Source organism: Cylindrospermum stagnale PCC 7417, from assembly GCF_000317535.1.
GTDB lineage: Bacteria > Cyanobacteriota > Cyanobacteriia > Cyanobacteriales > Nostocaceae > Cylindrospermum > Cylindrospermum stagnale.
In genome coordinates, this window is the sequence record NC_019757.1 from 5,822,842 (window position 1) to 5,840,069 (window position 17,228).

Sequence of the window (17,228 nt, forward strand, 5' to 3'; positions counted from 1 at the left end):
GGGATTTGATCTAAAATCTATAATTTAGAATCTAAAATCTGTTAATAGTTAACTACTAAATTAAAATGCATACGTTATTTCGTAACTCCCGGAGAAAACTTTCTCAAGGGCTATTGTTCTGGCGTGAAGTCGGTGAAGGGACTCCTGTAATTTTCTTACATGGCGCTTGGAACGATAGCAGTCAATGGGTATCGGTGATGGATTCGCTTTCCCACGATTTCCATTGCTTTGCACCAGATTTATTAGGGTTTGGTGAATCGGAAAATCCGAATATTCACCATTCGATTGATTTGCAAGTGGAGTGTCTAGCTGAGTTTTTCTATGCTTTGAGGCTAGAAAAGGTGTATTTAGTAGGACATTCACTAGGGGGTTGGATTGCTGCTAGCTATGCTTTAAAGTATCCAGAGCGAGTTTATGGTGTGGTACTGCTAGCGCCAGAAGGTGTAAAGATTGAAGGACAAGAAAAGTATTGGCGGAAAATGCGGCGATTAATCAATTTTTCACCACTATTAATTAAACTGTTACGCTTCCTAAGTCCTGTAACTAAAATTCTTGGTTGGCAAGAAAAAATTGCTCAAGACTTGCAACTACGCCAGGAACTGTTGCAATATCCGATAGGCTGTCACCTACTATTTAAACGGCAGCAGCCAGAAATTGAGGCGGAATTACTGCAAAACCGTTTGTACTTAATCGAAGTTCCATTTTTGATTTTACAAGGTGGCAATGATACACCAAGCGCCTTGGCAATGAGTAAGACTTTTGCTCAACTGACTCCAAATGTCGAATTTAAATTGATTGCTCATGGAGAAAATGATTTACCAGAATCTTGTGCTGGAGTTGTGGCGGTCGATATTCTGGATTTTATTAAAGGTAATGGGTAATTGGTAATGGGTAATTGGTAATCAGCGAATTAAACGACATTATCAAGAGTTTGCTGCCAATCTGCCACCGATATTCCTTCGCTTTCAAACCGTGATATGTGTTTTAAGTTTGTTGTCACGACTATGACTTCATCAAAAGTATTTAATTGAAGAATTGCCTGAGCAGCAAGAATTACATCACCATCTAAGCTGTCATTACTTGCTGTAGGCTTTCCCTGATTTCTTACCCATGCTCATAACTCGGCTGCTTTTCGCATTGTTTCAGGAGTTATTGGGATGAGACAAATTTTGCTTAGTTGGTTTAGGTGTTCTATACTTTTGTGTTTTCTTTCTCTCAGGAGTTCCCGCCGAAGCTCATAATCTGCTATTTCTGGTACACGGATAAAAGTTTTAGTATCTCGTAAAGATTTCAACCACTGTTGGACTTTTGGATCTATTTTTGGATGCGTTACTTTACTTAGGGGATTAGTATCTAGCAAAATGACTCTACTCATGTTTGCTACTATATTGATAGCCGATTCTGAGTTAAAGCTGCTTCAATTTGAGGATATGTTTCTTCATCATATCCAGATTCATCAGCCATCCATTCATCAACTAGTTGTATAACCTGTTCTAAGGAATCATCCTCTGCTTTTGTTCCATGTCCAGAAGGCATCATATTGTAACCTGCCCCCACAATCATATTAACTTGATGTGATATTTCTGCTAGCTGGGCAAGAGATTGTGAAGATTTACCATAAATCATATTAACTTGATGTGATATTTCCGCTAGTTGGGCAAAAGATGGTGATGATTTTCCATAAATCAACGCATCGATTTTTGCCCTCACGGCTAGTAGTTCCTCTATGGAAAGAGCATCTATTTGCTGCATAATTACATCTAGCTGCGAAGTTTTGGGCATAGCATCAATAGGGGTAAACTTATCTCTTCATTCTATTTTATTCGAGTCTGGGTCTGTCTACTCACCTTAAGACTTGCTGTGAAAATTTACTCAATCTCAATTACTATTTTTTCCATTCCCCAAAAAATTAGATTTTGTTCTACGATTAACCGCGCGGCTATTTCTGGAAACTGTATTTGGAGAGAGTTTTTTAATAAAATGCGATCGCCTCCGGTAATGGCAATTTTACTTTCAGGAAATAAAAACAACCACGCCTCAATAAAATCTTTGATTCCCGCTAACAAGGTGTAAATCACGCCGCTTTGAATGGCTTCTGGTGTATTTAAAGCAAACCGTGGGGGTAGAGAGTTAATTAATTGCGCTTCAAGTAACGGTAATTGTCCGGTTTTTTGTCCTAGAGTCGCAAACTGCAAACCTAACCCTGGTAAAATTGCCCCCCCAACTAAACACTGGTTATCATCTGCACCTGTAAAAGTCAGTGCTGTGCCGCTATCTATTACCAGTATGGGAAATCCCCAAGTCTTTCCTGCACCCCACAAAGCTAAGGCACGATCAATTCCGAGTGTGGGATATACACCGAACAGAGGTATTTGGGCTAAGGTAATAATGCGAACATTTGGTAAAGTTTGCCAGATTGCTGTTTGACTAGGAACTACGGAAGCTAGAGAAATTGGGTAGGGGCCTGACAATGCCGTGTCCCTACGAATGGTGTTTAGTTGGGAAATTACCCTGTCTGTGAACTTTTCGGGTGTTTGAGCTTGAGCGAATTGCTGTATAACAGACTCAGGTAGATAATCTGTATCCCAAGCTGAGTCTAGGGTTTCACCGCTGAACAATGCCCAATGTAAGCGGGAATTGCCAATCATTAATCCTAACCAAGGATTTTCTCTATATATATGATTGTGAAGGTTCACAGTTTTAACTTTTTTAAGTCATCCATAGGTTTTTTAATAAAATTTAACATTCAAGCCGTGGCACAATAAAACCAGAGGAATAAATACTCATTTTGTCAAGGAGGGGGTTATGGTAGCGCTCACCGAAAGAATTGAAAAAAGGCTGACAATAGAGACGGTGGAAATTGCTGAAGATACTACGGCAATTCGCTCTCTGGATTGGGATCGCGATCGCTTCGATATTGAGTTTGGTCTGCAAAACGGCACAACCTACAACTCATTTCTGATTCGCGGTGAGCAGACTGCTTTAGTTGATACCTCCCACGAAAAGTTTCGCCAGCTATATTTTGATACACTCACGGGTCTAATTAACCCAGCGGAGATTGATTATTTAATTGTTAGCCACACGGAACCAGACCACAGCGGCTTAATTAAAGATTTGTTGCAAATTGCTCCAGAAATCACCGTTGTGGGTTCTAAGGTGGCGATTCAGTTTCTAGAGGATTTGGTGCATTGGCCGTTTAAGCGGCGGATTGTGAAAAATGGCGATCGCTTGGACTTGGGTAACGGACATGAATTTGAATTCGTCATTGCCCCAAATTTACACTGGCCTGATACCATTTTCAGCTTCGACCACAAAACCAAAACTCTCTATACCTGCGATGCTTTTGGGTTGCATTATTGCTCAAATAGCACCTTTGACGAAGACTTGCCAGCTATTGAAGCAGATTATCAATATTATTACGACTGCTTGATGGGGCCAAATGCCCGTTCTGTATTATCTGCTCTCAAGCGGATGGCGGAACTCAAAACCATCAAGATGATTGCCACCGGGCACGGGCCGCTATTATACCATAACGTGGAAGAATTGACTGGTCGTTATCGCACTTGGAGCCAAAGTCAGACCAAAGCAGAAGCAGCAGTTGGGATATTTTATGTTGCTGATTATGGATATAGCGATCGCCTCGTACAAGCGATCGCCAACGGGATCAGCAAAACTGGTGTAGCGGTGGAATTGGTAGACTTGAAAGCCGCAGTTGATTTACAAGAAATCCGGGAATTAGTGGGACGCTGTGCGGGTTTGGTGGTTGGGATGCCGCCAGCATCTGATATTGCTAGCATTCAAGCAGCACTCAGCACCGTTTTAGGTTCCGCCAAAGATAAACAAGCGATTGGGATTTTTGAAACTGGTGGGGGTGATGATGAACCAACTTATCCCTTATTAAACAAATTCCGTGCTTTAGGCTTGCACGTAGCCTTTCCCGTAATTGAACTCCGCGACACATTCACAGAAAACACTTACAAGCTGTGTGAAGAAGCGGGAACAGACTTAGGACAATGGGTAACACGCGATCGCAGCATCAAAGCGATGAAATCCCTGAGTGCTGACCTAGATAAAGCTTTAGGCAGAATCAGCGGCGGATTATACATCATCACAGCCAAAAAAGGCGATGTTTCCAGCGCCATGTTAGCTTCTTGGGTGAGTCAAGCCAGCTTCAAACCATTGGGATTCTCAATTGCAGTAGCCAAAGACCGCGCCATAGAATCATTGATGCAAGTTGGCGATCGCTTTGTTCTCAACGTCTTAGAAGAAGGAAACTACCAAAAACTGATGAAACACTTTTTGAAACGATTCGCCCCCGGTGCAGATCGCTTTGAAGGTGTAAAAACCCAAGCCGCCGAAAACGGTGCCCCCATCCTCACCGACGCCCTCGCTTACATGGAGTGTGAAGTCACCAGCCGGATGGACTGCGGCGACCATTGGGCAGTATACAGCACCGTCTACGCGGGACGAGTGTCAAATCCAGATTCACTAACAGCAGTCCACCACCGCAAAGTCGGAAACCACTATTAATCTCATGAATTTTCAAAGCCTCTCTCCGTTGCGGGGAGAGGTTTGGAGAGAAGTCAAATCAACTCGTCGGAAACCACTATTAATCTCATGAATTTTCAAAGCCTCTCTCCGTTGCGGGGAGAGGTTTGGAGAGAAGTCAAATCAACTCGTCGGAAACCACCATTAATCTCATGAATTTTCAAAGCCTCTCTCCGTTGCGGGGAGAGGTTTGGAGAGGGGTCAAATCAACTTGTCGGAAACCACCATTAATCAGCAGCTTTCAAAGCCTCTCTCCGTTGCGGGGAGAGGTTTGGAGAGAAGTCAAAATTCCTTATTCTTCACATTTATAAAGCTATGACATCAACAAAACCCCGTGACGTTCAGATACTCCCCATCGGTACAAATACAACAGTCATGCGATCGCGCAGTTGGGCCAGGCTAAGATTTGAAATAGAATATGCTCTAGCCAAAGGTACAACCGCTAACACTTACATAATTCAAGGGCATAAAATAGCCATCATCGACCCCCCAGGGGAAACCTTCACAGAAATTTATCTCCAAGCCTTACAGCAGCGGTTTGATGTCAAAGCCATTGATTACGTAATTCTCGGTCACGTCAACCCCAACCGCGCCGCTACATTAAAAGCATTACTGGAACTTGCGCCACAAATCACCTTCGTCTGTTCTAATCCAGGGGCGATAAATTTACGCGGCGCTTTAGAAAATCCAGACTTGCAAATTCTCGTGATGCGGGGAGAAGAAACCCTAGATTTAGGTAAAGGGCATAATTTGCAATTTATTCCCACACCCAACCCCCGCTATGCAGATGAACTCTGTACCTTTGACCCCCAAACAGAAATTTTGTTCTCCGATAAATTATTTGGGGCACATATTTGTGGAGATCAGGTATTTGATGAAGGCTGGGAAATTTTTAACGAAGACCGGCGTTATTATTTTGATTGTTTAATGGCACCCCACGCCCGTCAAGTGGAAACGGCTTTAGATAAATTATCAGATTTGCCGGTGAGATTGTACGCCACTGGACACGGGCCTTTGGTGCGCTATGCCTTAATTGAACTTACCAAAGCTTATCGGGAATGGAGTCAGTTGCAAACCTCCGCCGATACGACGGTAGCGTTGATTTATGCGTCGGCTTATGGCAATACAACTACCTTAGCTCAAGCGATCGCACGGGGAATCACCAAAGCCGGCGTTAGTGTAGAATCAATTAACTGTGAATTTGCCGACCCAGAAGAAATCCGCGCCGCCGTAGAAAAAGCAGCAGGCTTCGTAATTGGATCACCAACCCTTGGCGGCCATGCACCCACACCCGTAGAAACAGCATTAGGAATTGTCCTCTCCACCGCCACCAACAATAAACTCGCCGGTGTCTTTGGTTCCTTTGGTTGGAGTGGGGAAGCCGTTGATTTAATTGAAGGTAAACTCAAAGATGCCGGTTACAGATTTGGTTTTGAACCCATCCGCGTCAAATTCAAACCCAACGATGTCACCTTGCAAACTTGCGAAGAAGCCGGTACAGATTTTGCCCAAGCGTTAAAAAGAGCAAAAAGAAAAGTTGTAGCCAGACAACCCGCTACCACCGTAGAACAAGCTGTCGGGCGGATTATTGGTTCTCTTTGTGTAGTTACAGCCAAGCAAGGCGATGTCACCAGCGGCATGTTAGCTTCTTGGGTAACACAAGCTAGTTTTAGTCCTCCCGGTTTAACAATTGCAGTAGCCAAAGATCGGGCGATGGAACCGCTTTCCCATTCAGGAAACCAATTTGTAGTCAATATTTTGGCTGAAGGAAAGGAACTCAGAAAGCAGTTTATGAAGACTTTCACCCCAGGACAAGACCGATTTGCCGGCTTGAAAACTGAGGAAGCTAGTAACGGTTGTCCCATACTCACTGATGCCCTAGCATACTTAGAATGTACCGTGCAATCCCGGATGGAAGCCGGCGATCACTGGCTCGTTTATGCATCTGTGGATAATGGGAAGGTGTTAAATCAAGATGGTGTAACAGCCGTCCATCATCGCAAGTCGGCGAATTATTATTAAGAACCCCAAAAAACGGAGAGGGTGGGGTGCTTCAATTATATTCCCAAGGATTAATAATAGAAATACCGCACCCTTCAAAGTCAGAGACATTACGCGTTGCTATAGTTGCTCCATGAGTGTAACAAATGGCAGCAATCTGAGCATCGGCTTGGGAAATAGGAGTACCATTGCGTCGTCTTTGGGATGCAATATTAGCAAAAGCTACAGCAGCGGCTTGATCAAAAGGAAGAACACGCCCAGCGAAATCTTCAGAAAACATCAGTTTTGCTGCTTGACTGAGTTCATCTCGCCGTTTTCCCCCAGGAAGTAAAGCGATACCATAAAGAATTTCTGCTTGTGTAATTGTTGTGCTAAAAAGACTCATTAAAGATTGCTGAACTGCCCAATTGAAAACTGTTTCAGCCCTTTTAGGTTTCATTAATTCTGACAATACGTTTGTATCAAGAATTATCATTCTTCAAATGTTGACACGGTGCGGATAGGTTCTCTAGTAATTTCTGGTAATTCAAAGTCTCCAAAATTCGCAAAACGCCGCTCAATTATAGTAGCTAGGTTTAATGGCTGTTCGTTATTTTCTGTTAAAGTAAGGCGGAGAATTTCTCTAGCTTCTTCTTCAAGGGAACGACCATGTTTTTCGGCTCGTTTTTGCAACCGAGATTTGATGTCATCATCAAGGTTAGAGATAGTGATATTGGTCATAACCAATTTATAGAGTTTTTCTGAATTTATTATATTATGAGCAATTATCAGTAGTAATGTATCAAATAATCCAAGTCTAATCCCCAAAAGCCTGAAACGACCGAATTTACTTATGCATAAAATAGTAAATTTGTAAAGTAAGTTGGGAGCGATCAATCTGTTATAACTTCAAGTTAAAACAAGCAGTTACTATTCTACGTAGGTTGGGGAGCCACTGCGTTGGGCGGGTTTCCCGACTTAAAGCAAGTGGCGTTTGAGGAACAAAACCCAACATTTCCCGGAGTTTGTTGCGTTCTCACGTGGTAAGCCCAATCTTGTATCTTAGAGGAAGTAGTAGACCGTCCCAACCTGGGAACGAGCAACAGCTTATCATTGGGATAAAGCTGATTGTAAATCATAGGGATAAATCATGAACATTGAGCTAAAACCTGAACATGAGCAATTTATCCAAGCTCAAATTGCCAATGGTAGATTTACAAATGCAGATGAAGTAATTGATACAGCATTTCAACTGCTAGAAAACTTAAATACTGATTATATTCATTGGGTGGAAGCAACTCGGCAAAAAGTTGATGTCGCCATTGCAGAACTTGAACGAGGCGAAGGTTTGGACGGTGAAACCGTTGTCATGCCAATCTTAGAAAGATTCAAAAAAGCTCGTGAGGCTTAGAAATGAGTCGCTACATCATCGCACCATCTGCAAGCCGCGATTTAAATGCAATTGCTGATTATTTTCTCGTGCAAAACATGGAAGCAGGAGAAAAACTATTTAGACAATTCAACAATAAATGCCAAAATTTAGCGAAATTTCCGAATATATGACGCAGTTATGCTCATATTAGACCTTTATTGCGTGGCTTGCTGCCAGATAGGTGATTTTACCTGGTAAATCAAAAATGAACGTTTTCAGAAACCAGGTTACCTGGTAATATCGTTTCCCTCGTTCCCAGTCGGAGACTGGGAATGCTCTCTAGGAGGTTCCACCTCCCGTCCCAAAAAAAACGACATCTTACCCGACTTTGTGATCACAGTTGAGGCAGAGCCTCACTGATTGCATTCCCAGGTAGAACCTGGGAACGAGCAATTAAACCGTAACTAAAAAAACTATTTAGAGAGTTCAAAAAATCCTGTCTGGTCTATTATCGAATCCTGTCTGGTCTATTATCGGGTCTATTATCGAATCTTGTCTGGTCTATTATCGAATCCTGTCTGGTCTATTATCGGGTCTATTATCGAGTATTGTCTGGTCTATTATCGAATCTTGTCTGGTCTATTATCGGGTCTATTATCGAGTCTTGTCTGGTCTATTATCGAATCTTGTCTGGTACATTTGGTACGTAACAGAATTCAATATGATATGATATAAAAAAGCCCGCGAACTAGTAATTCACGAGCTTGATGGGTTAAGCAAACAAAAAAGTTATTTGCGGTAACTTCGTGTTCTGCTTAGATTATAGTAGTCGTCTATCTGCTATTTGATTCGGTCAATTATAGCCAATATCTTACTGGCTAAAGAATCTACTGTTGGTAAGCTGTAAGCTAGGACAAGTAGCAACAGCAAACTTAACAACAGAGTCAAGTTCATTTGGTTCATTTTTCTTTCCTGTTTTATAGTCAATACACATTCCATAAACTAGACCAGCGCCCCGATTTTTATCAGGGTGCAATCTTTGCTTTTTATGCGTACTTGTTAGATTTTAGCATTCCTAATATAAAAACGCGTAAATAAATTTAATTTCTCGACACCAGCGCGTAAATAGCTAACTGTTTCTCGCAATACTCTCAGATTTAAACCAAATCTCAGTCTGATGAATACCGTTGTCCTGAATCTAGCGCCAGTTATCCGCCTTACAGATGAGCAATTTTATCAACTGTGCATGGCGAATAAAGATTTAAGCCTAGAACTAAGCGCAACAGGACAATTGATAATTCTCCCAGGTGCGGGAGGAGAAAAAGGTATTCAGGAAGCTGACCTAATTACTGATTTAGGTATTTGGAATGAGCAAACAGAATTAGGAATAGTCTTCAGTTCCTCTACAATCTTCAGACTTCCTAATGGTGCAAAGCGTTCTCCTGATGCTGCGTGGATAAAATTAGAACGATGGGAAGCGCTAACTGCTGAAGAACGCCAAAAATTTCCACCACTAACACCAGATTTTATTATTGAACTTAGATCGGAAACAGACCGATTAAAAACCCTGCAAGAAAAGATGCAGGAATATATAGAAAACGGTTTGCGTTTGGGTTGGTTAATAAATCCTCAAGCGCAGCAAGTAGAAATTTATCGACCAGAAAAACCTGTAGAAATCGTGCAACTTCCCGCGCTACTTTCTGGGGAAGAGGTTTTACCTGGCTTTGAATTACAGCTTTAATATAAGAGACCTAACCCCCAACCCCCTTCCCACCTCTCCCTAACCCTCCCCTACGAGGGGAGGGGAAAGGAAAAGCTTTTATTGCTGGGAATGGGGCTACGGATGTTTAGGGTCTTTCGAGAAATAAATTATACAATTTGTGGAGTGGGCTGTTAGCCCAACCAGAATATGGGACAGGTGGGGACACTCATCCCACAAGAAAATTTGGGATGTTTTTTTTATTTGAAAGCCCCTTACCCTATTTTTCGTTGTCGAAGTGCTAGGGGCTGATTTTTGATGTCATCTGAAAAAACCAATGCAAAACCTAACCCCCTTCCATAGCAGATTCTGGTAAAAATTCAAAGCCTCTCCCCTCCCAGTCCACGGTGTACACACAAGTTATCCGATTACCAAAAGTCTTCTTCAACCTCAAAGAGTCCAGACAGACATCCCTCTCATTCATCCCTCTCATTCATCCCTCTCATTCATCCCTCTCCTTACGAAGGAGAGGGACAGGTTTTGCGGAAGCAAAACCAGGGTGAGGTTTTATTTCCTGTGTTCGATAAACCATAAATTACCTCGTCATCCAGTATCTAAATCTGTCCGGGTATCCACCAAAAGGACACGTTTATTATTTACAGAAGAACTTGGCGCGATAAATATGAACTTTAACTACAATATCTCTCCCCGTCTGTCAACATTATTTATTTTTCTGATTAGAGAAGGTATCACCCCAGATCAGATCATGGTGGGTGTTATTCAATTAGCCAACGAAACTCAAGATTTTTACGGCATCAATGCCTCAGTTGACTGCTTGCGTTCCCTCATTGGAACCATGCACCCAGACACTGCTGCGGAGGGCGTTACAGCCTTTATCTTATCTCTAGCAGCAGAGAACGTTACTACATTAATGTTACTAGATGCATTAGCGATCGCTTGTCATGAATGCGGGTTAGTAGATTGTGAAGATATTATTCGCATCACTCACGAAAAACTACTACAAGCAAAAATCCGCCGTTCGTGCTAAATGTGTTATTAAGCCGTTTCACATTTAATTTACACAAAGTCAGCAGCCAGGATACTTGCCAATACTGGGTTTTTCATTTTGAATTCCTTACCTGTATTCCCCCAGAACCGATGAACGATGTAGCTACACTGGGGGAATAGCAGTCAAAATTTAGTCACAGTCACGCTAAGACCAGAATCGAGCCGAGGAACCTTTAAATACTCAACAGGCTCACTACTTTGAGGAGTTTGGTTATTTGCTGACTGACATTGCGGCTGGAAAAAAGCATCTGGATTGTTAATGTAATCCAGAGGGTTGATTTTTTTGCATCCTTGCTCCCGTAAGATCACAACTGAATCAGCAGTTTGTGTTGAATTATTACTTTGGTCAACTGGATTATTCCATCTACTATTAATCGTGGCTGGTTTCGTCACCAAACCCTCAGCCTGATTGCGTTTACCCGTTGCCGAAGGAGCATTCTTTTGGTCTGCATAGGCACTCTGGAGATTAGCGATCGCACCAATCGTTATGACTAAAGCTAGGGTAAAGTATTTCATAATTAATTATCTCAAAATTTAATACCAGCTTAAACATTACAAAAACTGAATACACAACACCAGTTTAAAGCCTATTTAAGTTTCCCCCAAAACTGAAGAGCGATCGCTTCCAGCGGGCGCTTTGCGCCATCGCAAGAAGGCGGGGCGTAGCCCATCGCAGTTGTTAAATAGCTAAATATGGGGAGTTTTAGATAACATAATTAAGTATACATATTTTTTATACACAACATCAACAGATTATTGGGGATAAATCACTCATCCCTGAAAGTCTGCTAAACTTTATAATTCTTAATCCTACTAGCTTCCTCCTGTAGCTGACAGAAGTCCCATAATCTCATAGGCTGATCTAGAGCGGTGATTTTTCACTTCCAGCCTGAGAGGATGTTGGAAAAATTTTCTGAACCTAACCCCCAAATCTCTTCCTTAACAGGTAACGGGGAGTGTAGAGACGTTGCATGCAACGTCTCTAAATTAGTTAGGAGAGGGATTTTTCAGTAAATTTTATAATTTTCCTCAGAACCTCTGAGAATATTGCTCACACTCAATCATCAAGTTAATCACAACTGTAAACAAAATGCCTATAAAAATTGCTCAGAACTTTGATAGTAGTTTCACTCTTGAACCACAAGCACAAGAAACTCTCTTTAAATTATTGACAAGTGAAGCTTTCATCACCCAAATTTGCCAACAGTCAAAATCTGAAAAAGCCGAATTTACAGAATTCCTATTTCAGCCAGTTCCCTACACATTAACTACACCGAAAGGGATGCCAGCAGAATTTGAAAAATATCATGAATCTGACGAGTATATTATCATCAACGTACCGCCAAACTTCATGTTTACTGCCAAAATTTTTCGCCCTAGTCGCCTTTGTGCAATTTACAAAAAAAATGGATAATAGTTACTGTAAGTTGTTAGTTTTTGAAACCAACTGACAAAATTAATAAGCAATTTTTAATACCGACTTAAGTTATGACCACTGAAACAAATATTTCCTCTTTATCAACCCTGGAATCTTTTCCTTACATTGATGAAAATGGTCAAGTACCTGAACAATTTTCGGGCAAAATTGGGGTTTACGCTATTTTTGACCAAGAAAAAACGCTGCAATTTGTTGGTTATTCCCGCGATGTTTATCTCAGTCTCAAGCAGCATTTAGTTCGGCAACCGCAAAAATGCTTTTGGGTGAAAGTTCAAACCATTGAACGTCCTAACCGCACAATTTTAGAAAATATTGAAAATGCTTGGATTGCTGAAAATGGTATAGTCCCTGATGGTAATGGAGAGAACAAACAAAAATGGACTGACCCCATTGATGCTAAGGCAGTCATGACACCGGAAGAACAAGCTAATTATCAAAATCCATTAATTGATGATTTGGCGCAAATGAAAATTATTAAAAATGTAGCGCGGCGAGTCGAAGCAGAAATTATAGCGCTGTTAGCAGCGCGGGGTTTACAAATGCAAGTTCGCTTCAATCCTAAATTAAAGGAAGAAGGATTGCTTGATTTGAAGTAGGGTGTGTTGTGTGAATATCAAGAGAACTTTCTAGAGACGTTTCCTGAAACGTCTCTACATGATGTTTCAATTTCCGCTACGTGGCTCATTCAACTGAAAACCGCTGTAATATATTTTTCAAGGTTAACCGTAGGGCCAGCTTTCCATGAAAACACAGATGCTGAACGATCGCTATCAAGTTATCCAGGTACTCGGTGCTGGTGGGTTTGGTGAAACCTTTCTCGCAGAAGATACCTATATGCCTTCAAAGCGGCGCTGTGTGGTAAAACAGCTAAGACCAATTCAAAATAATCCCCAAGTTTACCAACTCGTACAAGAGAGGTTTCAACGGGAAGCAGCAATTTTAGAAACACTCGGCGGCGCAGCTGATCAAATTCCCGGTTTGTATGCTTATTTCTGTAGTGAGGGACAATTTTATTTAGTTCAGGAGTGGATTGAAGGTGACACTCTCAGCGCGAAAGTTCAAAAGCAGGGATTATTTACAGAAAGCACAGTTTTGGAATTGCTGGTGAATTTGTTACCCATTCTGGATTATGTCCACTCCCAGCACATCGTTCACCGTGATATCAAACCAGATAACATCATTTTGCGTCATCGTGATGGTAAACCGGTGCTGATAGATTTCGGTGCGGTGCGAGAATCAATGGGAACGGTGGTGAATTCTCAAGGTAATCCTACCAGTTCGATTGTAATTGGGACTCCTGGATTTATGCCTAGTGAACAAGCAGCAGGTAGACCAGTTTATTCGAGTGATTTATTTAGTTTAGGAATGACGGCGATTTATTTGCTGACTGGGAGACAACCGCAACAACTAGAGACAGATTCACAGACGGGTGAAATTGTGTGGCGTCAATATGCTAGTCATCTGAGTCCAATGATGGCAGGGGTGATTGATCAAGCGATCGCCTATCATCCACGCGATCGCTATCCTACCGCCAGAGCCATGCTAGATGCCTTGCAGAGCATAACAAATCCGCTGCCCCCAACACAACCGCCTTTCACCCAACCGCGAGTATCTTCACCTTTACCTGAAACTGTGAATGTTGCACCACCGCCTCAGCCAACAACTCAAGGTAATAATCAGAATAATAATATCCTTATTGGCAGTTTGATTGCAGGTGGGTTAATCGGTGCATCTGTAATTATTAGTCAGGTGTTAACCAAACCTCTTCAACCTGTAACAGAAACCAAAGATACAATTACTGCAACGAGAACAATTACAACACCCCAAGCTATTACTAATCCCTCAGTTTCTCCAAATACAGAAACTCCATTAAATACTAAACCCCAAATTCAAAAAACTATCGTAATTAACCCAACAACACGCCAAGCTGTGATCAATCCCGAATCTACAGGAATCCCAGATCCACCAGCAAATAAAGTTAACAATTATTTCTGGCTTTCCCAAAGACCTGTAACCGATGCAGATTTAGATGGTAAAGACGGTTTTGAACTGGATATTATGCGAAATACAATTTTCGCCAAAAATGGTCGCCGTTTTGAAACTCCCGGTTTACAAGATTACTTTAATCAACAATCTTGGTATAGTCCTCAATATTCACCCAAGGAATTTCCTGCTAAATCGCTTTCCAAATTAGAGCAGCGAAATATAGACTATATTGCCAAATATCAAGACCGCAATAACCTGAGATATTTTAAAAAATAAAGTAATTTCACAATTCTTTGATACTCAACAAGATATATAAAACATGACAGACTATTGCTTCGTCACAACTTGGGTTATTGATGCACCAATTGAGCGGGTTTGGGAAGAAATTATTCATTCTGAGCGTTGGACTAATTGGTGGAAATATGTCGAAAGTGTTGTTGACACTGAACCTAGTGAAGATAGCGGGACTGAAAAAATCCAGCGCATCACTTGGACAACTCCCCTTTTTTATAAGCTGGTATTCGATACTCAATTAACACGGATTGAACCTCCTAATTTGCTGGCTTTGGTTGCTAAAGGTGACGTAGACGGTGTGGGTTTGTGGGAACTAGAGTCAGTTGAACAAGGTACTTTAGTCCGTTACACATGGAAGGTAAAAACTACAAAAGTTTGGATGAACATTTTGGCAGTCTTTATCAAACCATTGATGGAATGGAACCACAATACAATTATGCAACAGGGAGGGGAAGCGTTGGCACAGCTTCTAGATACACGACTAATTGCTTCAGAAGCTGGAAACATAAAACCCGATATTGATTAGCCAGTAGTCTTGTAACTATAAATCTCTGTTGATCCCATAGAAGCGGGATACATTCCTTTGGTACAGTCGTCTGAATATCTAATGTACATTTGGAAAGGGCGATGTCTGACGACAAGCCACTGGGTGTCTACGCTCATAACTGAACATGAAAATAACGCTGTTGAATAATCGCTATCAAGTTATCCAGGTGCTTGGTGCTGGTGGGTTTGGTGAAACCTTTCTGGCAGAAGATACCCATATGCCTTCTCGCCGACGCTGCGTTATCAAGCAACTCAAACCGATAACCAATGACCCGCAAACCTACCAAATGATTCAACAGCGGTTTGAACGGGAAGCAGCAACCTTAGAGTATTTGGGCAAAAGTAGTGACCAAATTCCTGAACTATACGCCTACTTTGCTGAGAATGGGCAGTTTTATCTCGTCCAAGAATGGATTCTTGGTCAAACCCTAACTGATATAGTCCAATCCAAAGGATATGAAACTGAAACAGCCGTTCGAGATATTCTCTTGAGTTTGCTGTCAGTCCTTGATTATGTCCACAGCAAAGGCATCATTCACCGGGATATTAAGCCAGATAACATCATCCTTCGCTCCCTTGATCACAAACCTGTTTTAATTGATTTCGGTGCAGTCAAAGAAACTATCCGTTCTGTGGTGAATTCCTCAGGACACCCCACACAATCTTTGGTGATTGGTACGCCTGGGTATATGCCTAGTGAACAAGCTATTGGTCGCCCAGTTTACGGCACAGATATCTACAGCTTAGGCTTAACGGCGATATATTTGCTGACTGGCAAACATCCCCAAGAGTTAGAAGCTAACCCGCAAACTGGCGAAATACTTTGGCAAAATCACGCGCCTAGAGTTTCTCCCCAGTTAGCGATGGTACTAAATCAGGCAATTAAACCCCATACTAGCGATCGCTATAGTACTGCAAGTAAAATGCTCTATGCCTTGCAGTCTGCTAGTAATCTTCCCTCACAATCGTCTACCGCAGCGGCCACAATCAGCCTCAGTCCCCATGCTGCCGCATTAACCCAGCCATTATCATCACAGCCAAAAAATCCCGTTATCGGCGGTTCTAGCACTCTAGAACTCTGGCAAAAGCCCCCCGTGATTATTGGCAGTTTGGTCTTGGGTAGCTTGATTGGTGGGGTCATCCTTTCTAACATCACCCGCCAGCCACAGCCGGAAGCGCCCATTGCTAACAATCTCACCCCCGCAAAAGAATCTCCAACTCCCACTGTTTCCCCTAATAATCCCCCTATTTCTTCCCAACCTTCCCCGGCCCCAGTTGTACCTATCTCACCACCACAGCAGCAAATTACTTCTACATCTTTACCAACTACTAATCCCCCAAAAGTATTCATACCCCAGCCAGCAGACGAGCCGGAAACAAACGATACTCCCGCGCCCTCAGTCGCAGCAACACCACAACCAGAAGTAGAAAATCAGACCCCTGTAGATTCCACATTGCAGGCTGATTCAGAAGCAAAGAAAAAGAAACCAAAGAAAAACAAGGAGTCTCGCAATAACACAACTGCTTCTACCACCGGGCAAAGTGTACCCGCATTTCCGACCGGCACATCAAGAAGCAGCGTAGAAGCAGCACTTGGAAAAAGTAAAGATTTAAGAGGCTTGTGGGGCAATACCCGTGCTGTCACCTATAAGTTAGTCCCAAACCAAATTGACCTTGGCTACTTATTTGATCGTAATTCTGGAGCGCTGCGTCAAACAGAGGCAGCTTTTGCCCAATCGGTAGACCCTCAAGTAATGCAAACAACCTTGAATGGAATGTTAAATGGGCAAGCTACGGAGGAAATTAAGCAGGGACTCCAACAAATACAAGAGCGTCAGTCAGATAATTTTCAGTTTACTCAAGGTGCAGTCAAGGGTCAGATTGTCCGGCAGAACTGTGATTTTATTTACATCAGTATTTGGGATGCAGACTTACATGAATTTGTGAATCCAGCAGATGCTAAACAGTGTTAGGTCATCCGTGAGAGGTTAAGATAAAGAGCTTTTTGCTGCACCCTCTTGACAAATGTACAATTTCTTTAACCTGTCACGGATAATTCTATATTCCTTATCACAAAATCAAATTCATGTAATTATTATTTTGTCAATAGTAATCATAGGAATTACCAATGTGATCTGTTATTAAGTCTTTACAGAATATTTACTATAATTTAATACAGGCAATATGAGCTTATGTACTGGTAAGTCAATTCCGAAAAAAATTCTGATATCCAAAATTTAAAGTTAACAAGATTATCTTGCAGAAAATACTTTAAATTTACTTATCAATTGCATTTG

At 41.9% G+C, this 17,228-nt stretch carries 17 protein-coding genes and 1 pseudogene; 12 read left to right on the forward strand and 6 right to left on the reverse strand.

What is annotated here, in order from left to right; genetic code table 11:
• Positions 1–65 precede the first annotated feature (65 nt).
• Positions 66–881, forward strand: a complete 816-nt coding sequence (locus CYLST_RS24380; protein WP_015210413.1) for an alpha/beta fold hydrolase — start codon at positions 66–68, stop codon at positions 879–881.
• Positions 882–910: 29 nt separating this feature from the next.
• Here CYLST_RS24380 and CYLST_RS24385 read toward each other — a convergent pair.
• The 3 genes and pseudogenes from CYLST_RS24385 to CYLST_RS24395 form a co-directional block, all read right to left on the reverse strand.
• A pseudogene (locus CYLST_RS24385) lies at positions 911–1,375 on the reverse strand (type II toxin-antitoxin system VapC family toxin).
• 8 nt (positions 1,376–1,383) lie between these two features.
• Positions 1,384–1,782 carry a hypothetical protein gene (locus CYLST_RS24390; protein ID WP_015210414.1) on the reverse strand — a complete coding sequence of 133 codons (399 nt, stop codon included), beginning with the start codon at positions 1,780–1,782 and terminating at the stop codon, positions 1,384–1,386.
• 86 nt (positions 1,783–1,868) lie between these two features.
• Positions 1,869–2,648, reverse strand: coding sequence for a pantothenate kinase (locus CYLST_RS24395; protein WP_051056150.1), 780 nt, complete (start codon positions 2,646–2,648; stop codon positions 1,869–1,871).
• Positions 2,649–2,805: 157 nt separating this feature from the next.
• Between CYLST_RS24395 and CYLST_RS24400 the strand changes: the two genes are divergently transcribed.
• Positions 2,806–4,530 carry a diflavin flavoprotein gene (locus tag CYLST_RS24400; RefSeq protein ID WP_015210416.1) on the forward strand — a complete coding sequence of 575 codons (1,725 nt, stop codon included), beginning with the start codon at positions 2,806–2,808 and terminating at the stop codon, positions 4,528–4,530.
• Between the two features lie 333 nt (positions 4,531–4,863).
• The gene (locus CYLST_RS24405) at positions 4,864–6,570 is read left to right on the forward strand and encodes a diflavin flavoprotein (protein ID WP_015210417.1); all 1,707 of its coding nucleotides are present in this window, start codon (positions 4,864–4,866) and stop codon (positions 6,568–6,570) included.
• Positions 6,571–6,601: 31 nt separating this feature from the next.
• Here CYLST_RS24405 and CYLST_RS24410 read toward each other — a convergent pair whose 3' ends face one another.
• Together CYLST_RS24410 and CYLST_RS24415 are read right to left on the reverse strand one after the other, a co-directional pair.
• Positions 6,602–7,024 carry a type II toxin-antitoxin system VapC family toxin gene (locus CYLST_RS24410; RefSeq protein ID WP_015210418.1) on the reverse strand — a complete coding sequence of 141 codons (423 nt, stop codon included), beginning with the start codon at positions 7,022–7,024 and terminating at the stop codon, positions 6,602–6,604.
• Positions 7,021–7,269 (reverse strand): FitA-like ribbon-helix-helix domain-containing protein, encoded by a 249-nt coding sequence (locus tag CYLST_RS24415; RefSeq protein WP_015210419.1) that lies wholly within the window; start codon positions 7,267–7,269, stop codon positions 7,021–7,023. Before CYLST_RS24415 ends, CYLST_RS24410 begins: the two co-directional genes overlap by 4 nt.
• A gap of 409 nt (positions 7,270–7,678) precedes the next feature.
• Between CYLST_RS24415 and CYLST_RS24420 the strand changes: the two genes are divergently transcribed.
• The 4 genes from CYLST_RS24420 to CYLST_RS24430 all read left to right on the forward strand — a co-directional run bounded on the left by CYLST_RS24420 (position 7,679) and on the right by CYLST_RS24430 (position 10,647).
• Entirely contained in the window at positions 7,679–7,939 is a 261-nt protein-coding gene (locus tag CYLST_RS24420; protein ID WP_015210420.1) for a ribbon-helix-helix domain-containing protein, read from the forward strand.
• 2 nt (positions 7,940–7,941) lie between these two features.
• On the forward strand, positions 7,942–8,091 hold the full coding sequence (locus CYLST_RS34825) for a type II toxin-antitoxin system RelE/ParE family toxin (RefSeq protein WP_157162637.1): 150 nt from the start codon (positions 7,942–7,944) through the stop codon (positions 8,089–8,091).
• Between the two features lie 986 nt (positions 8,092–9,077).
• Positions 9,078–9,641 (forward strand): Uma2 family endonuclease, encoded by a 564-nt coding sequence (locus CYLST_RS24425; RefSeq protein WP_015210422.1) that lies wholly within the window; start codon positions 9,078–9,080, stop codon positions 9,639–9,641.
• 640 nt (positions 9,642–10,281) lie between these two features.
• Positions 10,282–10,647, forward strand: a complete 366-nt coding sequence (locus CYLST_RS24430; RefSeq protein ID WP_015210423.1) for a hypothetical protein — start codon at positions 10,282–10,284, stop codon at positions 10,645–10,647.
• A 143-nt stretch (positions 10,648–10,790) separates the two neighbouring features.
• On the opposite strand, the gene CYLST_RS24435 is transcribed toward CYLST_RS24430, so the two are convergent.
• Positions 10,791–11,183, reverse strand: coding sequence for a hypothetical protein (locus CYLST_RS24435; protein WP_015210424.1), 393 nt, complete (start codon positions 11,181–11,183; stop codon positions 10,791–10,793).
• A gap of 574 nt (positions 11,184–11,757) precedes the next feature.
• Between CYLST_RS24435 and CYLST_RS24440 the strand changes: the two genes are divergently transcribed.
• The 5 genes from CYLST_RS24440 (at position 11,758) to CYLST_RS24460 (ending at position 16,904) form a co-directional block, all read left to right on the forward strand.
• The gene (locus CYLST_RS24440) at positions 11,758–12,081 is read left to right on the forward strand and encodes a hypothetical protein (RefSeq protein ID WP_015210425.1); all 324 of its coding nucleotides are present in this window, start codon (positions 11,758–11,760) and stop codon (positions 12,079–12,081) included.
• 74 nt (positions 12,082–12,155) lie between these two features.
• On the forward strand, positions 12,156–12,701 hold the full coding sequence (locus CYLST_RS24445; protein WP_015210426.1) for a GIY-YIG nuclease family protein: 546 nt from the start codon (positions 12,156–12,158) through the stop codon (positions 12,699–12,701).
• Between the two features lie 145 nt (positions 12,702–12,846).
• Positions 12,847–14,367: a protein kinase domain-containing protein gene (locus tag CYLST_RS24450; protein ID WP_015210427.1), complete on the forward strand. Its 1,521-nt coding sequence runs from the start codon at positions 12,847–12,849 to the stop codon at positions 14,365–14,367.
• Between the two features lie 43 nt (positions 14,368–14,410).
• On the forward strand, positions 14,411–14,911 hold the full coding sequence (locus tag CYLST_RS24455; protein ID WP_015210428.1) for an SRPBCC family protein: 501 nt from the start codon (positions 14,411–14,413) through the stop codon (positions 14,909–14,911).
• A 145-nt stretch (positions 14,912–15,056) separates the two neighbouring features.
• Entirely contained in the window at positions 15,057–16,904 is a 1,848-nt protein-coding gene (locus tag CYLST_RS24460; protein ID WP_015210429.1) for a serine/threonine-protein kinase, read from the forward strand.
• Positions 16,905–17,228 lie beyond the last annotated feature (324 nt).